Raw genomic sequence first — 16,214 nt, forward strand, 5'->3', positions numbered from 1 at the left:
CTACCCCTGTGTCAGCTTGACGCCATCCTGGGTGCCTGGCTTCTGTGCGCCATCACTGGGAATTAATGCATCAACAACATAAAATGGGATGAGCAGTTGCGCACTGGCGACCACCGCGCGCGACTCAATACCCAGTATGCGGGCATTTACCATCACACCACCCTGGTGTTTTGCCATAGTACCGGTTAGCACATATTCAATTGGCAAACTGCCATTGAGGTCAAGGTAATCTCTGGAGAGCAGAAAGTCCCCCCGGTCGGTGACACGGATATAATCGGTGGCTTTAAAATCCAGTACCGGAATGCGGAATTTGTGCAGTTCATGAACAAATGATTCAGCCATCTGCTGCCCCAATAAATTGGTCTGTTGCAGATTCGAATCCAGCAAGGCAAAGTTGGTCACCGCTATCGGTGTTTTTGCAGTGACATATTCCATATTTGAAATAAGATCCTGCGTCAGGTTTTTGACATAATCACCGATGTGACGCGTCAATGGGCGTCCCTTGTAGGCACCCTGAACACTGGAATATATGCGGGGCTGGCCAACAGCGCCAAAGCTATCGGTATCATCTCCATTATAATCAGCCGGTTCAGGTGCGCCCTGCCGATCGGCATCCTGAACATCTATAATACCCTGTATCTCTGAGGCAGCAGTTTTCTCAGGGACCGGCTTGGAAGACTCGTCCATGCTGGTACAAGCCGTCAGTAATATTGTCATCACGCCAAGCGCCTGATAGTGCAACTTCATCTGATTTACCCCTTAGTTTCAATACGATACAAACGACCCTCGCGGGTAGTGACCTGCTCTGTGTCCCAAAATAGCCCTGCAGGAAAAAACCGGGTCGCGGCGGCTACCACATCCTTGGTTCTTGCCTCAATAACCCGGGCGTTGACCACCGCGCCCCCCTGCTGATGGACCAGGGTGCCGGTTATGTAAAAGTCGACCCGTTCCGGTGCTGACAGCTGCTCGATATTGCGAGAAAGTACACGATCACTTTGCTGCCCTATTACTATATCGTTCGTAAGTTTAAACTCTTGAGTGGTATAGCCGCGTTTTGTTGCCTCAGTGATTAGCCCCTGCTCTAACTGATGTCCTAGCAACATCAGGGGAGATTGCTGGCTGGCGTCAAATTTCAGGGAAGAAACCGGTACAAAACCAGCCACAGCATAACGAAGATGACGGGCCGGTCGCACATCAGCGAACAATTCATTGGCCAATAGATACGTTTGATATTCAATGTTGCCCAAGGACTGGCCAACCGGTTGCGAAGCTGATATCTGCGCCTGAACTGGTGCAGCCTGCTGGGGCGCAACTGACCATTGGGAGCAGCCTGACAGGACGCCAAAAAATAAACAAGTAAACAAAAAACGTGATGATTGTGCGTTCATAGGTCTGCGTCAAAATCTCTGCGAATAAGCAACTGATAGATTACTCATGGCAAGAATCATACCAGCGGCTTACTGTCGCCTTAACGCCGCAGAGATGAGTAAGATGCACACTGGACACAAATGTTAAGGGTTAAAACGGCAATTTTATGCCGTCGAAGGATTCTTCCTGCCGCTAAGTCCGGGCGTTCTCAATCAGACGCCGCCATAGCGCGGTGACCTTAGCCTGATCATCCGGTGTTAGCTCTTTATTGACAAACGCCTGCTCCAGACTTTCTGTTACTGTTTTATCCAGCAGCGACAGTGACGCCTCTTCGTTCATCTCCAGGGGGCGGGCAATAACTGCAAAGTGGCCCTGCAAGTAACTGGCGATGAACAGCTCGTCATCACTACCATGGTTGACCACATTGTCCAGCTGGCCTTCAATTTGCTCAATAGATGCGATAAATGTTTTATCTGCTAGTGGGCTCGGTTGCATATAAATCCTCCTACACTGCCGGGTATAATACTTTATCGTCGTACCCGGTAATAACTTGTACGCTGCCTCTTAATTGCTCATCCAGCTCACTGTCACCGGAATCAAACCGCAGCGGTCTGCCTTCCAGTGCCTGTATTTTTGCTTTGGTGGCAACAATTATCATATTTTGTTTTCCTAAGCGGCGTATAAAAGCCGGACTTAGCTGTTGATTACCACGGCCGAGAATATGGCCCTGACCGCCGATAAGAGTAACCACAAGTTTAACGGGCTGGCTGTCAGTAATTCTGAGTAGTTCATCTGCAGTGACATCTACGCCGACCAGTTTGCCACGATGAATGACATCTACGCCCAGTAAGGTGTTTTCCAGGCCAAGCTCCTCCATAATCGCGGCAACAGTGGAGCCGGATCCCATCACATAAAAGAAGGTATCATCCTGTTCAATCATCTCGGCTGTAAAAGCGGCAATATCATCAAGCACCAGCTCTTCATGCTCTTTGCCGCCCATTTTTACAGCCTGAATATACTCCAGTTCTCTGGGAACACGCATTTCACCGTGATACTTGGCAGTTACCTTACCCTGGCGAAACGCCTCTTCATCAATATCCCTGACCTCGGCGTCAAACTCACTGACTAGTTCACCGGTAGCCATTTTTCTGGCTACTCTGCCAGCCCCGGAAGGCGTTACCGCATAAACCCCGGAATGAATTTTCACGCCCGCAGGAACGCCCAGTACAACCAATCGGTCTGCGATGTCATCAAATAAATTACGCGCTGTGCCGTCACCGCCGGCAAAAAGCAATAGATCAATATTCTGCTCACATAATTCACGAGCCGCGGCCTGAGTATCTTCAGCTTCGGTTTGCGATGCTTGAGCGTGATAGACAACAGAAGCTTCAAGCCCAGCCAGTTGGCAGCTTTGTTCGCCCATTTCACCACCGGCAGTAAAAATCCGAAGGTCAGCAACATCAATTAGCTCTTCCAGCGCCCGGGCCATTTTTTCAGGCGCCTGTCGCTTTGCGCCCTGTTGTAGTGCCTGCTCTCTGATCGCTGCGCCATCACTGCCTTTTAACGCCACCGCACCACCAATACCTGCATAGGGGTTAACCAGTACACCAAGTCTGAATGGGGCCCGTTGCGTCATGCCGCATCTCCTGCTATTTGCTCAATTAAAAGTCTTGGCGTGTTAAACTCTGTGTGCAATGCGTCAAGCATATACTGTGCACGGGATGGAAAGCCATTTCGAACATAGCTCAGTAGTTGTGTTTTCACCGCAAGTGTGAATGCCTCGCGGTCAGGTTCAGCGCCATTAAGATTGTCTGTACTGACTGAAAACTGCTTTCCCGCCGCCAGCGTGAATGCCCATTCTATCGCCTGGGGTTTAACCTCAACCTGCTCAAACTGCTTCTGTTGCTCGGCGTTTCGGCCATCCGGGCAGTACCAGTAACCATAATCTTCTAATAAGCGGCGGCGCGGGCCAGCTACACACCAATGAGCAATTTCGTGCAATGCACTGGCGAAAAAACCGTGAGCAAAAATAATGCGATGACAAGCACAGGTGTCACCTGCGGGTAAATAGACCGGCTCATCGTCACCTTTGACAAGACGGGTATTATATTCAGCATAAAATGTTTTATCGAACAGCGCGATAAGCCGCTGCACGTCACATTGTTCGCTTGCGCTGATGCTATTCAAGACTGACCTTTCAAACCACTTAAAAAACTGGGCGAAAGTTTAGCAAACCCTGGCAGATTAAACTATGGAAGACGGGATAAACAAAATTGGGTAGCATAACAGGACGATTTACTGGTAACCCTGTTATGCACGAATTACCCTGGAAATTTAGCTCGCCATATACTTTGACCTGGGACATCCGGGAAAAAGATATCGATCATTATCAGCACGTAAATAATGTGGCTTATCTTGCTCAGCTTGAGGCACTGGCATGGTCACACACAAATGCTCTGGGTCTTAGTTTTGCAGACTATCAAAATCTCGACAGCGCGATGGTTATTCGTCGCCATGAGCTTGACTATGCCATGGCTTGTCATCTGGGCGATACGCTTGCCTGTGGTACCTGGATTACAGCCTGCGACGGACGTCTTCAGTTAACCCGCCAATTCCAGTTTATCTGTATGCGGCGTAAAAAAACGGTTTTCTCAGCGCACACCGCATTTGTCTGTACTCGGTTATCCAGTGGTACGCCGCGCCGAATGCCTCCAGCGTTTAAAGAAACCTACACAGCTGCAGTAACACCGGTATGACTGGTATCCGGTGGCTCGTTGGCATCGCGCTGACTGTATCATTGATGATGAACGCTTATCTGCTGATACGCCTTGACTATCTTTCAGATACTGCGAGGCAATCACTATCCAGGCTACCTTCAGCGCTTCCTTCGGAAAATCACGAACCTCCATTGCAACTTACCAACGTACAGGATGTTAAGCCGGCTGCTGGCAGCGTCGAGCGACCCGGTGATAAGGCTGCCCGAATCGCCCGTCTGATTGATAACAAACGCTATGCTGATGCAAGATATTCATTGCGTGAGGCTTTAAACGCCGCGCCGCATAGGGTTTCATTATTGTACCTGGAAGCCCGGCTCCTGCGGTTAACCGCGCCACTAAGTGACGTAGTCCTGCATTACTATGACATGCTCGATATGCCGCTGACAGTGGCTGAACACAAACAGGTTGAACAGCGCTTACAGACGCTGGTGAAGGAAACCGTCACTTCCCTGAAACAGGCAAAAAGCTGGACGGCACTTGCCATGTTTATGGAACCACTTTATCAGTATGCGCCCGGCAACCGTGCTTATACACTGGCATTGGCAACTGCTTATGGCGAACAGCAAAACATTACATTAATGCAGACAACTCTGGCTGCTCTGCCTGTGGATGATCCGGCCCACCGGCAATTTTCCACCGCTTACGCCCGCTCCGTCGTCGCCCCAACCGGCGATGTGACACAGCCTGATAGTGTCAGTACCGTTGTGGATAATAGTGATGCCACAATATCACTGTTGCGAAAAGGAACACATTTTGAGGCCCCTGTTTTTATTGGCGATATTCAGTTGTCGCTGCTGCTCGACACGGGCGCTACTCAAAGCGCGGTATTCGCCGCTTCATTTGAAAAAATCCGAACACACTTGTCCTATCGGTTTATTGGTAATTTCACCATTGCCACCGCTTCTGGAAGCAGTCAGGCTGCTCTTATTGAGGTTGATGAACTGCAATTCGGGCCGTATGTGTTGCCAGATGTGAAAATGTTTGTCCTGCCAGAAGCGGCTAAAAATGAGTCAGATGGTCTGCTAGGCATGAATATTCTCGGTCAGTTCACATTTTTTATCGACCAGTCGCTGAACACGTTGTACCTGAAAAAAGATCAGTAACAACCGGCCCAAAATTTAATAATTTTAATCAAACCATATGACCTCCATATACCGTAGCAATCGGCACATTCAAAGTGAAAGGAGTAATATTAATGGGTACTCTTACAGGTAAAAAAGTAGCAATTCTTGCGACAAATGGCTTCGAACAAGTGGAACTCACCGAGCCGATGGAGAAAGTAAAATCTGCCGGTGCAGACGTTGAAATCGTTTCACTTGAAAGCGGCGAAATCCAAGGCATGAACCACGATGAAAAAGGTGACATGTTCCCTGTTGATAAAACGGTCAATGAGGTGTCAGCCGATGACTATAATGGTCTGATTCTGCCCGGTGGTGTGCTTAACCCGGATACACTGAGAACCAATGAAAAAGCGGTTCAGTTTGTTCGGGACTTCTTTGTACAGCATAAACCGGTATCGGCAATTTGCCATGGGCCATGGATGTTGGTTGAAGCCGATGTCCTGAATGGCCGCACCGTAACCTCCTTCCCGTCTATTAAAACAGATATCTTAAATGCCGGTGGCAATTGGGTCGACGAAGAGGTGGTTGTGGACCAAGGCCTGACGACCAGTCGCACCCCCGACGATATGGAAGCATTCTGTAAAAAAGTGGTTGAAGAGCTTCGTGAAGGTAAGCACGACCGTCAGACGCCTTAAGGGCTCGTGATGGTGCCGGGTAAACCATTATCCGGCTTTTTCTTAATTTATAGGATGTATTAATGACAGATTTATTTTCAAGCGGGACCATGGGCGGTACGTCTGTGCGCAACCGCGTTTTTATGGCGCCTTTAACACGTAGCCGCGCGCACGACACCTCGGATATTCCTGCCGATATGGCAATTACCTATTATGAGCAACGTGCTTCTGGAGGGTTGATTGTCAGTGAAGCTACGCAAATTAATCCGCAGGGTAAGGGGTATGTCTCTACGCCTGGGATTTATACCGTTGAGCAGGTTCAGAAGTGGCGGGAAATCACAGAAGCGGTTCATGAGAAGGGTGGGAAAATCTTCTTACAACTGTGGCATGTTGGCCGTATCAGTCACTGCCACTTCCAGCCAGACGGTGACAAACCCTTAGCACCTTCTGCAATTGCGCCTGACGTCGAGGTCTTTTTTGATGGTGAAAAGCAACCCGCTTCAGAGCCTCAGGCCATGACACATGAGATGATTAAGCAGACTGTAGAAGACTATCGGACGGCAGCAGAAAATGCCGAACGTGCAGGGTTCGACGGGGTTGAGATTCATGCTGCCAATGGTTACCTGATCGATCAGTTTTTACGAGACAAGACTAATAAGCGTACAGATGAATATGGTGGCTCGCTGGAAAACCGCATGCGGTTTCTCAATGAAGTTACCGATGCCGTTTTGTCGGTGTGGGATCCGGCCAATGTAGGGATCCGGCTTTCTCCAATCGGTAACCAGAATGACATTGCCGATAGTGATCCCCTCACATCATTCACGTACTTTATTCAAAATCTTAATGATTACCGCCTGGCCTATCTTCATATGGTGGAGCGCTTTCCTGGCATGGCTACCAGCAATAAAGAGTTGAAAATTCAGGAGAGTCTGAGAAACACATGGAAAGGTTTTTATATTGCTAATGGTGATTATGACTATTTAAGCGGACAAATGGCGGTTAAATCTGGCTATGCAGATGCGGTGGCCTTTGGTCGGCCTTACATCAGCAACCCCGATTTACCTGAGCGGCTGGAAGCCGGTGCCAACTACAATGAGCCTGATCCCGATACCTTTTATGGCGGCGACGAGAAGGGTTATATTGATTATCCATTTATGGATGAAGCTGATATGTAAAATATTGAACGGGCCTATACAGGCCCGTACTTGTATTGCTCATCTATGTGGCAGAGTCTTACAGGGTCGCCGCCAAACGCGTACCCTGGTCAATGGCCCGTTTGGCATCCAACTCCAGCGCTTTGTCCGCCCCACCAATTAAATGACAAGGCGCATTCAACCCCTCTGCCAGCTCACGAAGAGGTTGCTGACCAGCACATATAATCATATTATCCAATTCCAGAAATGTCGACTCTCCATCCACCTTGATCTGTATACCATTATCTTCGATTTTTTCGTATTCAACACCTGGCAACATAGTGACACCTTTCATCTTGAGACTTGCACGGTGCGCCCAACCGGTTGTTTTGCCCAGTCCGGCTCCAACTTTGCTGGTTTTGCGTTGCAATAGATAAATTTGTCGTGAAGAGGGTTCTGGCTGAGGTTTCATACCATTTACGCCGCCCCTGGTGGAGAATGTCATATCAATGCCCCACTCTTTCATAAATTCATCAATATTCAGACTAGGCTGCATATCACCATGAGATAAATATTCAGCAGTATCAAACCCTATTCCACCAGCACCGATAATCGCGACCCGTTTACCTACTGGTTTTTTGCCCCGTATCACATCAACATATGACAATACATTTTCGCTTTCAATACCAGGAATTTCAGGGGTGCGCGGTAAGATACCGGTTGCCAGAATCACCTCATCAAAGCACTCCTCGTTCAGCAACGCTACAGTCGCCTCGGTATTCAGCCGCACTGTGACATTATGTAACGCCAGCTGTCGGTCAAAATAGCGCAGTGTCTCGTTAAACTCCTCTTTACCGGGAATTTGACGGGCGATATTGAATTGACCACCGGTTTTGCCATCTTTGTCGAATAATGTCACATTGTGACCACGCGACGCCGCGGTGACCGCTGCAGCTAACCCGGCGGGCCCTGCGCCGACTACAGCAATACGCTTAGTTTTTTCGGTTGGCTGGATAGTCAGTTCCAATTCATGGCAGGCACGCGGGTTAACCAAACAGCTGGTGAGCTTGCCATTAAACACGTGATCAAGACATGCCTGATTACACCCGATACAAGTATTGATTTCATCCGCACGGTTTTGCTCTGCTTTTACAACAAACTCCGCATCGGCTAAGAATGGCCGGGCCATTGAAATCAGGTCAGCATCGCCTCGCTTAAGAACCTGCTCAGCCACCTCGGGCATATTGATACGATTTGATGTAATAACCGGAATGGAGAGCGCGGCGCGAAATTTGGCTGTCACCCAGGTGAATGCAGCACGGGGAACCCGCGTTGATATCGTAGGAATTCGCGCTTCATGCCAGCCAATCCCTGTATTAATAATGGTCGCACCGGCCTGTTCAATTTCCTTACCTAACTGCACCACTTCGTCATAGTCTGAACCGTCCTCGACAAGATCCAGCATCGATAAGCGATAAATAAGAATAAAGTTCTTACCGACCGCCTCACGAACCCGACGAACCACTTCAATAGGAAGACGAATACGGTTTTCGTATTCCCCCCCCCATTTATCATCACGATGGTTGGTACGTGTAACAATAAACTGATTCAGAAAATAACCTTCCGAGCCCATGATTTCGACGCCATCATACCCGGCCCGCTGGGCCTGCTTAGCGGTAAAAACAAAATCCTCTATCTGATTTTCAATCTCTTCATCAGTGAGCGCTTTGGGTTTATACGGATTAATTGGGGCCTGGATGGCAGAAGGTGCGACAAGTTTTTCGGTGTAGGCGTAACGGCCTGTGTGCAAAATCTGCATACAGATTTTTCCGCCAGCCTCGTGCACTGCATCGGTCACTTCTTTGTGATTAGCCACCGCCTTGTCAGAATCCAGACGTTTAGTGATTGGGTGTGTCGAGCCCTCTTCATTCGGCCCGATACCGCCTGTGACAATCAGACCAACCCCGCCGCGGGCGCGTTCAGCATAGAACGCTGCCATATGTTTATGGCCGGCTGGCATCTCTTCAAGCCCAGTATGCATTGAGCCCATAATGATACGGTTTTTTAGCTGCGTGAAGCCAAGATCTAAAGGCCTGAATAAATGCGGGTATGGGGTGGTGTTCTCTGTTGCGGTCTTAGTCATAAAAAATTTCCTTTGATTACCTGGTTACGCTCAATCGTCAAGTCGGCTGATACCAGGTTTCAGTGGTGAAAACTCGGGAATATTCTGCTTCTGCTGAGCCTGCATCGCTGTCTGAATATCTTCCATCTGAAACATGCCTGCCTGCCACGTAGCCATGTAATCAAGGCTGTCATGTAAACTGTGATCAGCAGCGTAATTTATCATTGTTTTAGTCCCAGACACCGCGACCGGTGAATGCTGGGCAATAGTTGCTGCAATGGCAGCAACTTCTTCATACATGGAAGCTTTATCAGCAAAAACCTGATTTACAAATCCTGTTCGCAGGGCCTCTTCAGCGCTGAAATTGCGGCCGGTATAAGCAAGCTCCTTAGCCAGACCCGGAGAAATCAATCGGGGCAAACGCTGTAATGTCCCTAAATCTGCCGTCATCCCTAGTTGCGTTTCTTTCACACAAAAATAAGCATCCTGGGTGCAATACCGCATATCGCAAGCACAGAGCAAATCCACTGCGCCGCCAATGGCAGCCCCATGAACCGCCGCAATAACCGGCATGCGCGCACGTTCCAACACATTGAAAGCATCTTGAAGTAACAATACTTTTCTGCGCATTTGCTCCGCTCTGCGTGCCGGGTCGGCTCGAAATGACTTACCCATGGCGTTAAAAACCTGCAGATCCATACCCGCTGAAAAATGCTTTCCGTTAGCCTGCAATATAATTACTCTGGCTCTGCCCTCATCATCAATGCTACGTATGGCCCGAGGAAACTCCTCCCAGAAAGCCACTGTCATACTATTTAGCGCTTGCGGTCGGTCCAGGGTCACAATGGCAATGTTCTCCTGATAGGTCACCGTTAAAGATTCAAAACCTGATTCTTTTAAGGAAGTTTCTTTGCTCACCGACCTCTCCGTTAACAATTTTGCAAACTAGACACTGTCAAGATAAAAGGCTATGTTGACACTGTCAAGATAATATCACTCAGCATTTACGGGAGACGAAAATGAGGTTTGTTGAATGAGTATCGCCGCCAGCCGCTATCACCACGGTGATTTGCGCAGTGCTCTGCTTGATGCGGCCACCCGGCGTATCGACAAAGAAGGTGTTGATAGCTTGTCGCTACGCAAGCTGGCGGAGGACGTCGGTGTTTCTCGCACCGCGCCTTATCACCATTTTGCCGATAAGAATACATTGTTAAGTGCCATCGCTGCAGAAGGTTTCAGACAGTGGCATGCCACAGCCCGAAAAATTTTTGAACAAGAGGATATGCCAGCTGCCGCTCGCTTCAGACAGTTTATTCATGAATATATTGGTTACGCGGCCGACCACCCCCAGCTGTATGAACTTATGTTTGGCCGTACATTGTGGCAGGCGCAATCAGCAACAGATGATTTGAAAGCTGTTGCCTTTCCGTGTTTTCAGTTTCAGGTACAAATGACACGCTTTTGGCAAATGTCAGGGTTGCTGCCGCAGGGCCCCGAACCACTGCGTCTGGCTCAGGTTACCTGGGGCACATTACATGGTATCGCTCGTTTGCTCATTGATGGTATCTATGCTGATCGTAGTCACATTGATCAGATGTGTGATACCGCTGCAGACTTATTTATGCAGGCGTCGGTAGATCGTGAATAAACGCGGCCGCCCGTTCTGCCATCATTACCACCGGGGCATTAGTGTTGCCACCGACTAATGTGGGCATAGCTGATGCATCTACTACGCGCAAACCTTCTGTTCCATAAACCCGGAACTGAGGATCCAGCACAGCCATCGGATCATTGGGTGCGCCCATCTTACAGGTACCAGCCGGATGGTAGATAGTCTCAGCATATTGTCTGATAAAGCGTGTCAGGGCTTCATCATCCTCAACCTCTTCACCGGGTAGCAATTCCGTTTTAAAAAATGGCCGCATCTGTTCGCTGCGTAGCAACTGACGGGCCAGTTTCACACCATCCGTTAAAACCTTTAAATCGGCCTCATCGCTTAAATAGGCAGGATCGATAAGCGGGGGCACTGCTGGATCTGCACTTTGTAGCGAAACCGTTCCCCGACTGCGTGGATACAGGTTACAAACATGTAAGCCATAGCCATAACCGAACACATTTTGCCTGCCGTGATCTTTTAAAATAGCGGGTAAGAAATGAAACTGTAAATTCGGCTTATCCGGCGAGGCTCCAGAAGAACAGGCAAACCCCCCGGCTTCAGCAATATTTGAGCTTAGTAACCCCTTGCGTTTGAACACATATTGCCAGGCTGCCCGAAAATATGTACCGACTTTAGCCGGAGCCAGCGCGTAACCGTGGCGCGTTCTGCCCTGGCATTGAATAATGACATCCAGATGATCCTGTAAATTGCGCCCCACTCCCTCCAACGCCTGATTCACCTGTATTTTGTGATGACGTAGCACTGAGTCAGGACCAATACCTGATAACATCAATAAATGCGGAGAGTTAATAGCCCCGGCGCTGACAATGACTTCGTCATTGCAATATAGGTCAAAATTGCCGTCACCTTGCGCTACTCGAACACCCACGGCCCGGTTTTTTTCAAGGATAATTTTCAGCGCATGAGCGCCGGTAAGAATTGTCAGGTTAGCACGCGTGCGCACAGGCTTAAGATACGCCCGTGAAGTTGAACAACGCTCGCCCTGTGACTGCGTGACATGATAGAGGCCAAGACCATAGCGATCATGCGCGTTGAAATCTGGTATCACTGGCAGCCCTACATCCTTGCCACTTCTAGTAAATGCGCTTGATAGCGGATCAACATGCCGTAATGCTTCAACTTTCAGCGGCCCCTTCGCGCCGTGCAACTCACTGGCGCCACCTTCAAACCCTTCGGCTTTTTTAAACCAGGGCAATACAGCGTCATACGACCACCCCTCTGCGCCCTGTGCTTCCCAGTCATCATAATCGCTATGCTGTCCGCGGATGTAACACATCGCGTTGATTGCACTACTACCGCCCAGCGTCTTGCCTCTGGGCCAGAATAGACTACGGTTATTTAAATGGCTTTGCGGCTGCGTCGAATACCCCCAGTTTAACGAACGCACCCGGGATAAGAACGCCAGTCCGAATGGAATATGGATGAGAGGGTTTTTATCCGCCTGACCGGCTTCTAACAGACATACTGTACAATCTTTTTTCTGCGACAGGCGTGCTGCTAACACAGCGCCGGCGGACCCGCCACCAACAATAATATAGTCGTAACGTGCTATGGATTGTGACACAGACTGTTCCTTGTTTTTTGGCGCCAAACACGTCCTGAAAATATCTGTCGCCTGATGGTTTATCAGATGATAACTTTTCTGAACGTTCCATAGGTATAAAAATATCTATGAAGAACCTTTTACGAATAAATATCGATACGCAAGAATTTTTCTTTATCGTTTAAAATAACCAGAATACCAGCAATATTGCCCATATAACGCCTGGCGTTTAGCAGGTAACCGCTGCTCAGAGCTTCAATGGTTAAATGTAAACATCAATCCCTACAGTTTCGCGCAAGCTCCTGTGGCGTATTTCGGCGTGAGGATATACGTGAATAAAAAAGTTGATAATCCTGACAGTCTGTATACACAGAATGTTAAAAGCTTAATTGATAAAGTGCATCCGCAAGAAGCAGGATATGGTTCCGTCCTTGAAGATGCCAGACACTTTTTTAGTTTACAGGAAGAAACGGCGAAATATATCAGGGATATTGAGTCACAGATCGCACGGCTTAAGGCCAGGGATTCCGATAAAGCTATTCCGGTCGATTTGCAAAAAAAACTTAAGCGCGCCAAAGCCCGCAGCGAAGAGGAACGACAGGCGCGAATTACGCGAATTACTAGCATTGCAAAAGATTTGCTGGCTTTGTGTGAAGCAGACTCTTATGAAGAAACACAATTACTCAGTGCCAAATTTTTAGGCACGGTAATGTTGCTTACCCGTGGCGCCCAGCGTAATTTCGCCCGCCACCACCAGAGGCTCAAGCCGCTGTATAAAGCTGTACTCACTCTGCGTCTGGTAGACCGCATCATCCGTGAAGATGCGATTTCTCATCCGTATTTGTCATTGTACAGAGACTCAGCTAATCGCTTTCAAAATAACGATTACTGGCGCCGAAAGTGGGAAGAAGAGCTGGCTATTCCATTAATCAGCGCAGCAATTTTGCAGGATATTGGGTTACAACATCCAGAGGCGCAGTTGGTTTTATTGGGCGAAGAAAAGGATAAAGACGAATTTCGGTTACTTGACGCTGACGACCGAAAAAAACTGTTAAGGCTTAATTATACTCATACCATGAATTACCTGAAAAACGGCCTTGGCATGCCTGCTTACGTTGGTAATGATCGCGAAGAACGTCACCGGTATAACAAGATGCACGAAGCGGCCAATCAATTCAGAGAGAAACTGGTACAGGATGCGTTTTTGTCTAAAACCGGGCTGGGTGAAATTCTCAAGGTACCACAGGTTTACTGCTCTGTTGTTCTTTCGACTAAAAGCGATTACTCACGGCAGGAATTGCCAAAGGGCTATCTGCTGGTAGAACAACTGGGTAAAAAAGGTGCCGTTAATAAAAAGGTGGCCGACGCCTTCACTCAAATCGTTGGTTACTTCCCCCAGGGCTTTGGGGTGACATTTATACCGGTAAATGAACAAGGTTACGAAAAGGAGCAGTTTGAATTCGCCATTGTGTCCAGATTGAATCCAACGCATCCCGCTGAACCCGTGTGTCGGGTAGCATCCAGAAATCTTACCTATATTTGTTCAGGTAGTGATGAGGTGGTGAGCCGTACACGCAATCTTTATTTTCCAGCTAACCGAAAAAAGCTAATAAAAATGGGCCGGGATCGTCTGCAACAAATTATTCGTCAACTCAATCCCAACGCGGCGCCAAATGCTGTGGACGATCTGGTACCCGGGTTCTGGGAACCATCAGATTATTTCTCCGACAAGAAAAACCAGAACATGTGGAATAAGACATAAAAAAGGTGCAATCTCTGCACCTTTTTCTTTTCAACTTCTATTTGTCTGCCTTGAGACAACTAATCAGTCTACTAAATCCTTTGGCATGTCCTCTCGAACAGTTTGCCATACTTTGCCCGACTCAATACCATATTTACGGATAACCACCGGAACACTTTCATAATCATGTTGTTGAGCCACATCCAGCAGCTCCTGATAAAAATTTCGGGCAACCTCCCTGGCACTTTCATGAGAAAAGAAGTAACCGCCAATTCTGGAATACAAGCCCCTAAAACCGTTCATCATCAAAACGAACACATTGTTACCCGAAGCTAATGCCAGGTCATGGTTCATCTGATAATCATATTCAGCAAATGCAATTCCGTCAGCTTCAAGATTCTTATAGCGAGCAATAATCTCAACCGCTTTTTCCGGATTATTTCTTATAGCACCGCGAATGAAAACTGCGCTCAGGTTGGTTCTGGCTGCAAGCAGGTTATCGACCAGTTCGGGGATACCTTCCTGGTCTAAACGGGCCAGTGTTTCAAGAATATTAAGGCCACAGGTTTCCCAGAAATTATTTACTTTTGTAGGCTTTCCATGCTGAATGGTAAGCCAGCCATCACGTGCCAGACGCTGAAGGACCTCGCGCAAGGTAGTGCGGGTAACGCCGATAAGTTCGGAAAGCTCGCGTTCAGCAGGTAAAATAGTGCCCGGCGGGAAACGACCGCTCCAGATCGACTCGACAATGTATTCTTCCGCGAATCCAGCAGGACTCTGGGCTTTGTAAATCATAGTTATTCGCCTGAACTATTCTTATTGTGGTTATTCGACTGATTGTACCAGATGAATTTTCATTTACACAATTTATTAACGTCTCTGTGGCCATTGCCACTTAAATTGAGATTTTACGGCAAGATGAGATTGCGTACCACGCTTTACTGATACTCTGTCGCTAGAACGCGCATGCAAATAAAGGATAAGGCTGGGTTATACAAACGTCTGGAAAGGCGGCGGATACAACTAACTACTCCGCATCTATCATGAGATGACAAAGGTATACTTATGATCTCGAATGGAAATTGATAATCGATGATACTACCAACGCTGTGGTGCAAGACTGAATCCGGAGAGGGAGAACGATGGCGAAGATACTCGTCTGGATAAAGCGAAATCAGCGGCTGTGTTAGCGACAGCCTTTCCCGCTTTGCGAAGAAGATTTATCTGTGTCGTTGATGTGCTTATTAATTATTCATCGGTAAAGTGAATACCCAGAAGGCTACTCATTATAGTGGGTGGTATAGTTCAGAGCTCTCATTCGTTCACGGAGACTAAGAAACTGTCTTCTGCTAGCTTAACGAAGCATTTGGTCAACAGGCTGTTGACCAAATCTCGTGACTCTCTGGATAGTCTGAGCAGTGGTAGGGGAAATAATTAGTGTGGCGTCAACTTAGTTCTTAGTGCTTCAACTTGTTTATATGCAAGCACGATTGTATGACCCAGAGACCGGGTAATAGTAGTTGGAGGTCTTCTCTGTGCGAATTGCAGACCTTCACTGCTGCTGGTGCGAAGGTCTGCTGAAGACAAGGGGCAGACGCTCAATAATGCTTTCTATAAAAAGAGTTAATATTGTTCCTACGTGCAGCCGCCCTCAGTCTTGTGCTTTATTCAAACGTCGCTGAATAAACTGATCAATATCTGTATTCGAGCATCTAATCCGGTCAACAGAGGCTGAGCTGTTGAGTACGCTAGCCGATTGAGAGTTTTGGTTCGTTCCAAGCGTTCCGTTTAGTAATCGGCTTACGAGTGTTAGTGTACTTCCCTTAATCGAATTGCAATCTACTGTAATAGCGAGTTTTTCCATTCTCTCATGATCATCGTCACGGTAAGTTCTTACTGGAATATCTAAATCTGGGGATATCTTTTGTTTTTGAATAACCCGTATATCATGATGCATTAAAGTTTCAAAGGCGTGTTGATTAAATGCGCCAAGATCTTTGCTTGCTTTGGTTGCAAATATGTCAACTCTAGCCTCCTGATCATTCGAAGGAGAATTTGCATCTACCTCAAATCTAAATTGATTATCATCCTCACCCTTGAGACTGTCGAATTGGACA

16 protein-coding genes are annotated in these 16,214 nt (G+C 47.9%); 6 read left to right on the forward strand and 10 right to left on the reverse strand.

Translation table 11 applies throughout. The features are described 5' to 3' along the window. From F458_RS0104075 to F458_RS0104095, 5 genes are all read right to left on the reverse strand, one after another. Nucleotides 1-747, reverse strand: coding sequence for a FlgO family outer membrane protein (locus tag F458_RS0104075; RefSeq protein WP_018982106.1), 747 nt, complete (start codon nt 745-747; stop codon nt 1-3). 5 nt (nt 748-752) lie between these two features. Beyond that, nucleotides 753-1,388, reverse strand: coding sequence for a FlgO family outer membrane protein (locus F458_RS0104080; RefSeq protein WP_018982107.1), 636 nt, complete (start codon nt 1,386-1,388; stop codon nt 753-755). A 172-nt stretch (nt 1,389-1,560) separates the two neighbouring features. Beyond that, a complete protein-coding gene (locus F458_RS0104085; protein ID WP_018982108.1) occupies nt 1,561-1,863 on the reverse strand; it encodes a YfcL family protein in 303 nt (100 codons plus the stop codon). Nucleotides 1,864-1,873: 10 nt separating this feature from the next. Next, the gene (locus tag F458_RS0104090) at nt 1,874-3,004 is read right to left on the reverse strand and encodes an ATP-NAD kinase family protein (RefSeq protein ID WP_018982109.1); all 1,131 of its coding nucleotides are present in this window, start codon (nt 3,002-3,004) and stop codon (nt 1,874-1,876) included. Then, on the reverse strand, nt 3,001-3,555 hold the full coding sequence (locus F458_RS0104095) for an elongation factor P hydroxylase (protein WP_232362628.1): 555 nt from the start codon (nt 3,553-3,555) through the stop codon (nt 3,001-3,003). Before F458_RS0104095 ends, F458_RS0104090 begins: the two co-directional genes overlap by 4 nt. A gap of 125 nt (nt 3,556-3,680) precedes the next feature. On the opposite strand from F458_RS0104095, the gene F458_RS0104100 reads away from it, so the two are divergent. The 4 genes from F458_RS0104100 (at nt 3,681) to F458_RS0104115 (ending at nt 7,055) form a co-directional block, all read left to right on the forward strand. Beyond that, a complete protein-coding gene (locus F458_RS0104100) occupies nt 3,681-4,124 on the forward strand; it encodes an acyl-CoA thioesterase (protein WP_018982111.1) in 444 nt (147 codons plus the stop codon). Then, the gene (locus tag F458_RS0104105; RefSeq protein WP_018982112.1) at nt 4,121-5,248 is read left to right on the forward strand and encodes a retropepsin-like aspartic protease family protein; all 1,128 of its coding nucleotides are present in this window, start codon (nt 4,121-4,123) and stop codon (nt 5,246-5,248) included. Before F458_RS0104100 ends, F458_RS0104105 begins: the two co-directional genes overlap by 4 nt. A 92-nt stretch (nt 5,249-5,340) precedes the next feature. Continuing rightward, nucleotides 5,341-5,901, forward strand: a complete 561-nt coding sequence (locus tag F458_RS0104110; protein ID WP_018982113.1) for a type 1 glutamine amidotransferase domain-containing protein — start codon at nt 5,341-5,343, stop codon at nt 5,899-5,901. A 62-nt stretch (nt 5,902-5,963) separates the two neighbouring features. Next, nucleotides 5,964-7,055 carry an alkene reductase gene (locus F458_RS0104115; protein ID WP_018982114.1) on the forward strand — a complete coding sequence of 364 codons (1,092 nt, stop codon included), beginning with the start codon at nt 5,964-5,966 and terminating at the stop codon, nt 7,053-7,055. A 58-nt stretch (nt 7,056-7,113) separates the two neighbouring features. Here F458_RS0104115 and F458_RS0104120 read toward each other — a convergent pair whose 3' ends face one another. Both F458_RS0104120 and F458_RS0104125 read right to left on the reverse strand, forming a co-directional pair. Beyond that, nucleotides 7,114-9,156: an NADPH-dependent 2,4-dienoyl-CoA reductase gene (locus F458_RS0104120; protein WP_018982115.1), complete on the reverse strand. Its 2,043-nt coding sequence runs from the start codon at nt 9,154-9,156 to the stop codon at nt 7,114-7,116. 30 nt (nt 9,157-9,186) lie between these two features. After that, entirely contained in the window at nt 9,187-10,053 is an 867-nt protein-coding gene (locus F458_RS0104125) for a crotonase/enoyl-CoA hydratase family protein (protein WP_018982116.1), read from the reverse strand. Between the two features lie 115 nt (nt 10,054-10,168). On the opposite strand from F458_RS0104125, the gene F458_RS0104130 reads away from it, so the two are divergent. Then, nucleotides 10,169-10,783, forward strand: coding sequence for a TetR/AcrR family transcriptional regulator (locus F458_RS0104130; protein ID WP_018982117.1), 615 nt, complete (start codon nt 10,169-10,171; stop codon nt 10,781-10,783). Here the strand turns inward: F458_RS0104130 and F458_RS0104135 are convergent. Continuing rightward, on the reverse strand, nt 10,755-12,377 hold the full coding sequence (locus tag F458_RS0104135) for a GMC family oxidoreductase (protein WP_018982118.1): 1,623 nt from the start codon (nt 12,375-12,377) through the stop codon (nt 10,755-10,757). The genes F458_RS0104130 and F458_RS0104135 overlap by 29 nt on opposite strands. A gap of 310 nt (nt 12,378-12,687) precedes the next feature. Here F458_RS0104135 and F458_RS0104140 point away from each other — a divergent pair, with 310 nt between their 5' ends. After that, on the forward strand, nt 12,688-14,118 hold the full coding sequence (locus F458_RS0104140; protein WP_018982119.1) for a hypothetical protein: 1,431 nt from the start codon (nt 12,688-12,690) through the stop codon (nt 14,116-14,118). A gap of 63 nt (nt 14,119-14,181) precedes the next feature. On the opposite strand, the gene fadR is transcribed toward F458_RS0104140, so the two are convergent. Together fadR and F458_RS20840 are read right to left on the reverse strand one after the other, a co-directional pair. Further along, on the reverse strand, nt 14,182-14,892 hold the full coding sequence (gene fadR / locus F458_RS0104145; RefSeq protein ID WP_018982120.1) for a fatty acid metabolism transcriptional regulator FadR: 711 nt from the start codon (nt 14,890-14,892) through the stop codon (nt 14,182-14,184). An 856-nt stretch (nt 14,893-15,748) separates the two neighbouring features. Continuing rightward, a partial coding sequence (locus F458_RS20840; RefSeq protein ID WP_026294478.1) for a hypothetical protein occupies nt 15,749-16,214 on the reverse strand: 466 nt, incomplete at its 5' end.

This window comes from Salinimonas chungwhensis DSM 16280 (assembly GCF_000378185.1).
In the GTDB taxonomy this organism is placed as follows: domain Bacteria; phylum Pseudomonadota; class Gammaproteobacteria; order Enterobacterales; family Alteromonadaceae; genus Alteromonas; species Alteromonas chungwhensis.

Excerpts from the sequence above, each read along its gene's own strand:
- F458_RS0104075 (WP_018982106.1), bottom strand. The coding sequence starts at position 747 with ATGAAGTTGCACTATCAGGCGCTTGGCGTGATGACAATATTACTGACG.
- F458_RS0104080 (WP_018982107.1), bottom strand. The coding sequence starts at position 1,388 with ATGAACGCACAATCATCACGTTTTTTGTTTACTTGTTTATTTTTTGGC.
- F458_RS0104085 (WP_018982108.1), bottom strand. The coding sequence starts at position 1,863 with ATGCAACCGAGCCCACTAGCAGATAAAACATTTATCGCATCTATTGAG.
- F458_RS0104090 (WP_018982109.1), bottom strand. The coding sequence starts at position 3,004 with ATGACGCAACGGGCCCCATTCAGACTTGGTGTACTGGTTAACCCCTAT.
- F458_RS0104100 (WP_018982111.1), top strand. The coding sequence starts at position 3,681 with ATGCACGAATTACCCTGGAAATTTAGCTCGCCATATACTTTGACCTGG.
- F458_RS0104105 (WP_018982112.1), top strand. The coding sequence starts at position 4,121 with ATGACTGGTATCCGGTGGCTCGTTGGCATCGCGCTGACTGTATCATTG.
- F458_RS0104110 (WP_018982113.1), top strand. The coding sequence starts at position 5,341 with ATGGGTACTCTTACAGGTAAAAAAGTAGCAATTCTTGCGACAAATGGC.
- F458_RS0104115 (WP_018982114.1), top strand. The coding sequence starts at position 5,964 with ATGACAGATTTATTTTCAAGCGGGACCATGGGCGGTACGTCTGTGCGC.
- F458_RS0104120 (WP_018982115.1), bottom strand. The coding sequence starts at position 9,156 with ATGACTAAGACCGCAACAGAGAACACCACCCCATACCCGCATTTATTC.
- F458_RS0104130 (WP_018982117.1), top strand. The coding sequence starts at position 10,169 with ATGAGTATCGCCGCCAGCCGCTATCACCACGGTGATTTGCGCAGTGCT.
- fadR (WP_018982120.1), bottom strand. The coding sequence starts at position 14,892 with ATGATTTACAAAGCCCAGAGTCCTGCTGGATTCGCGGAAGAATACATT.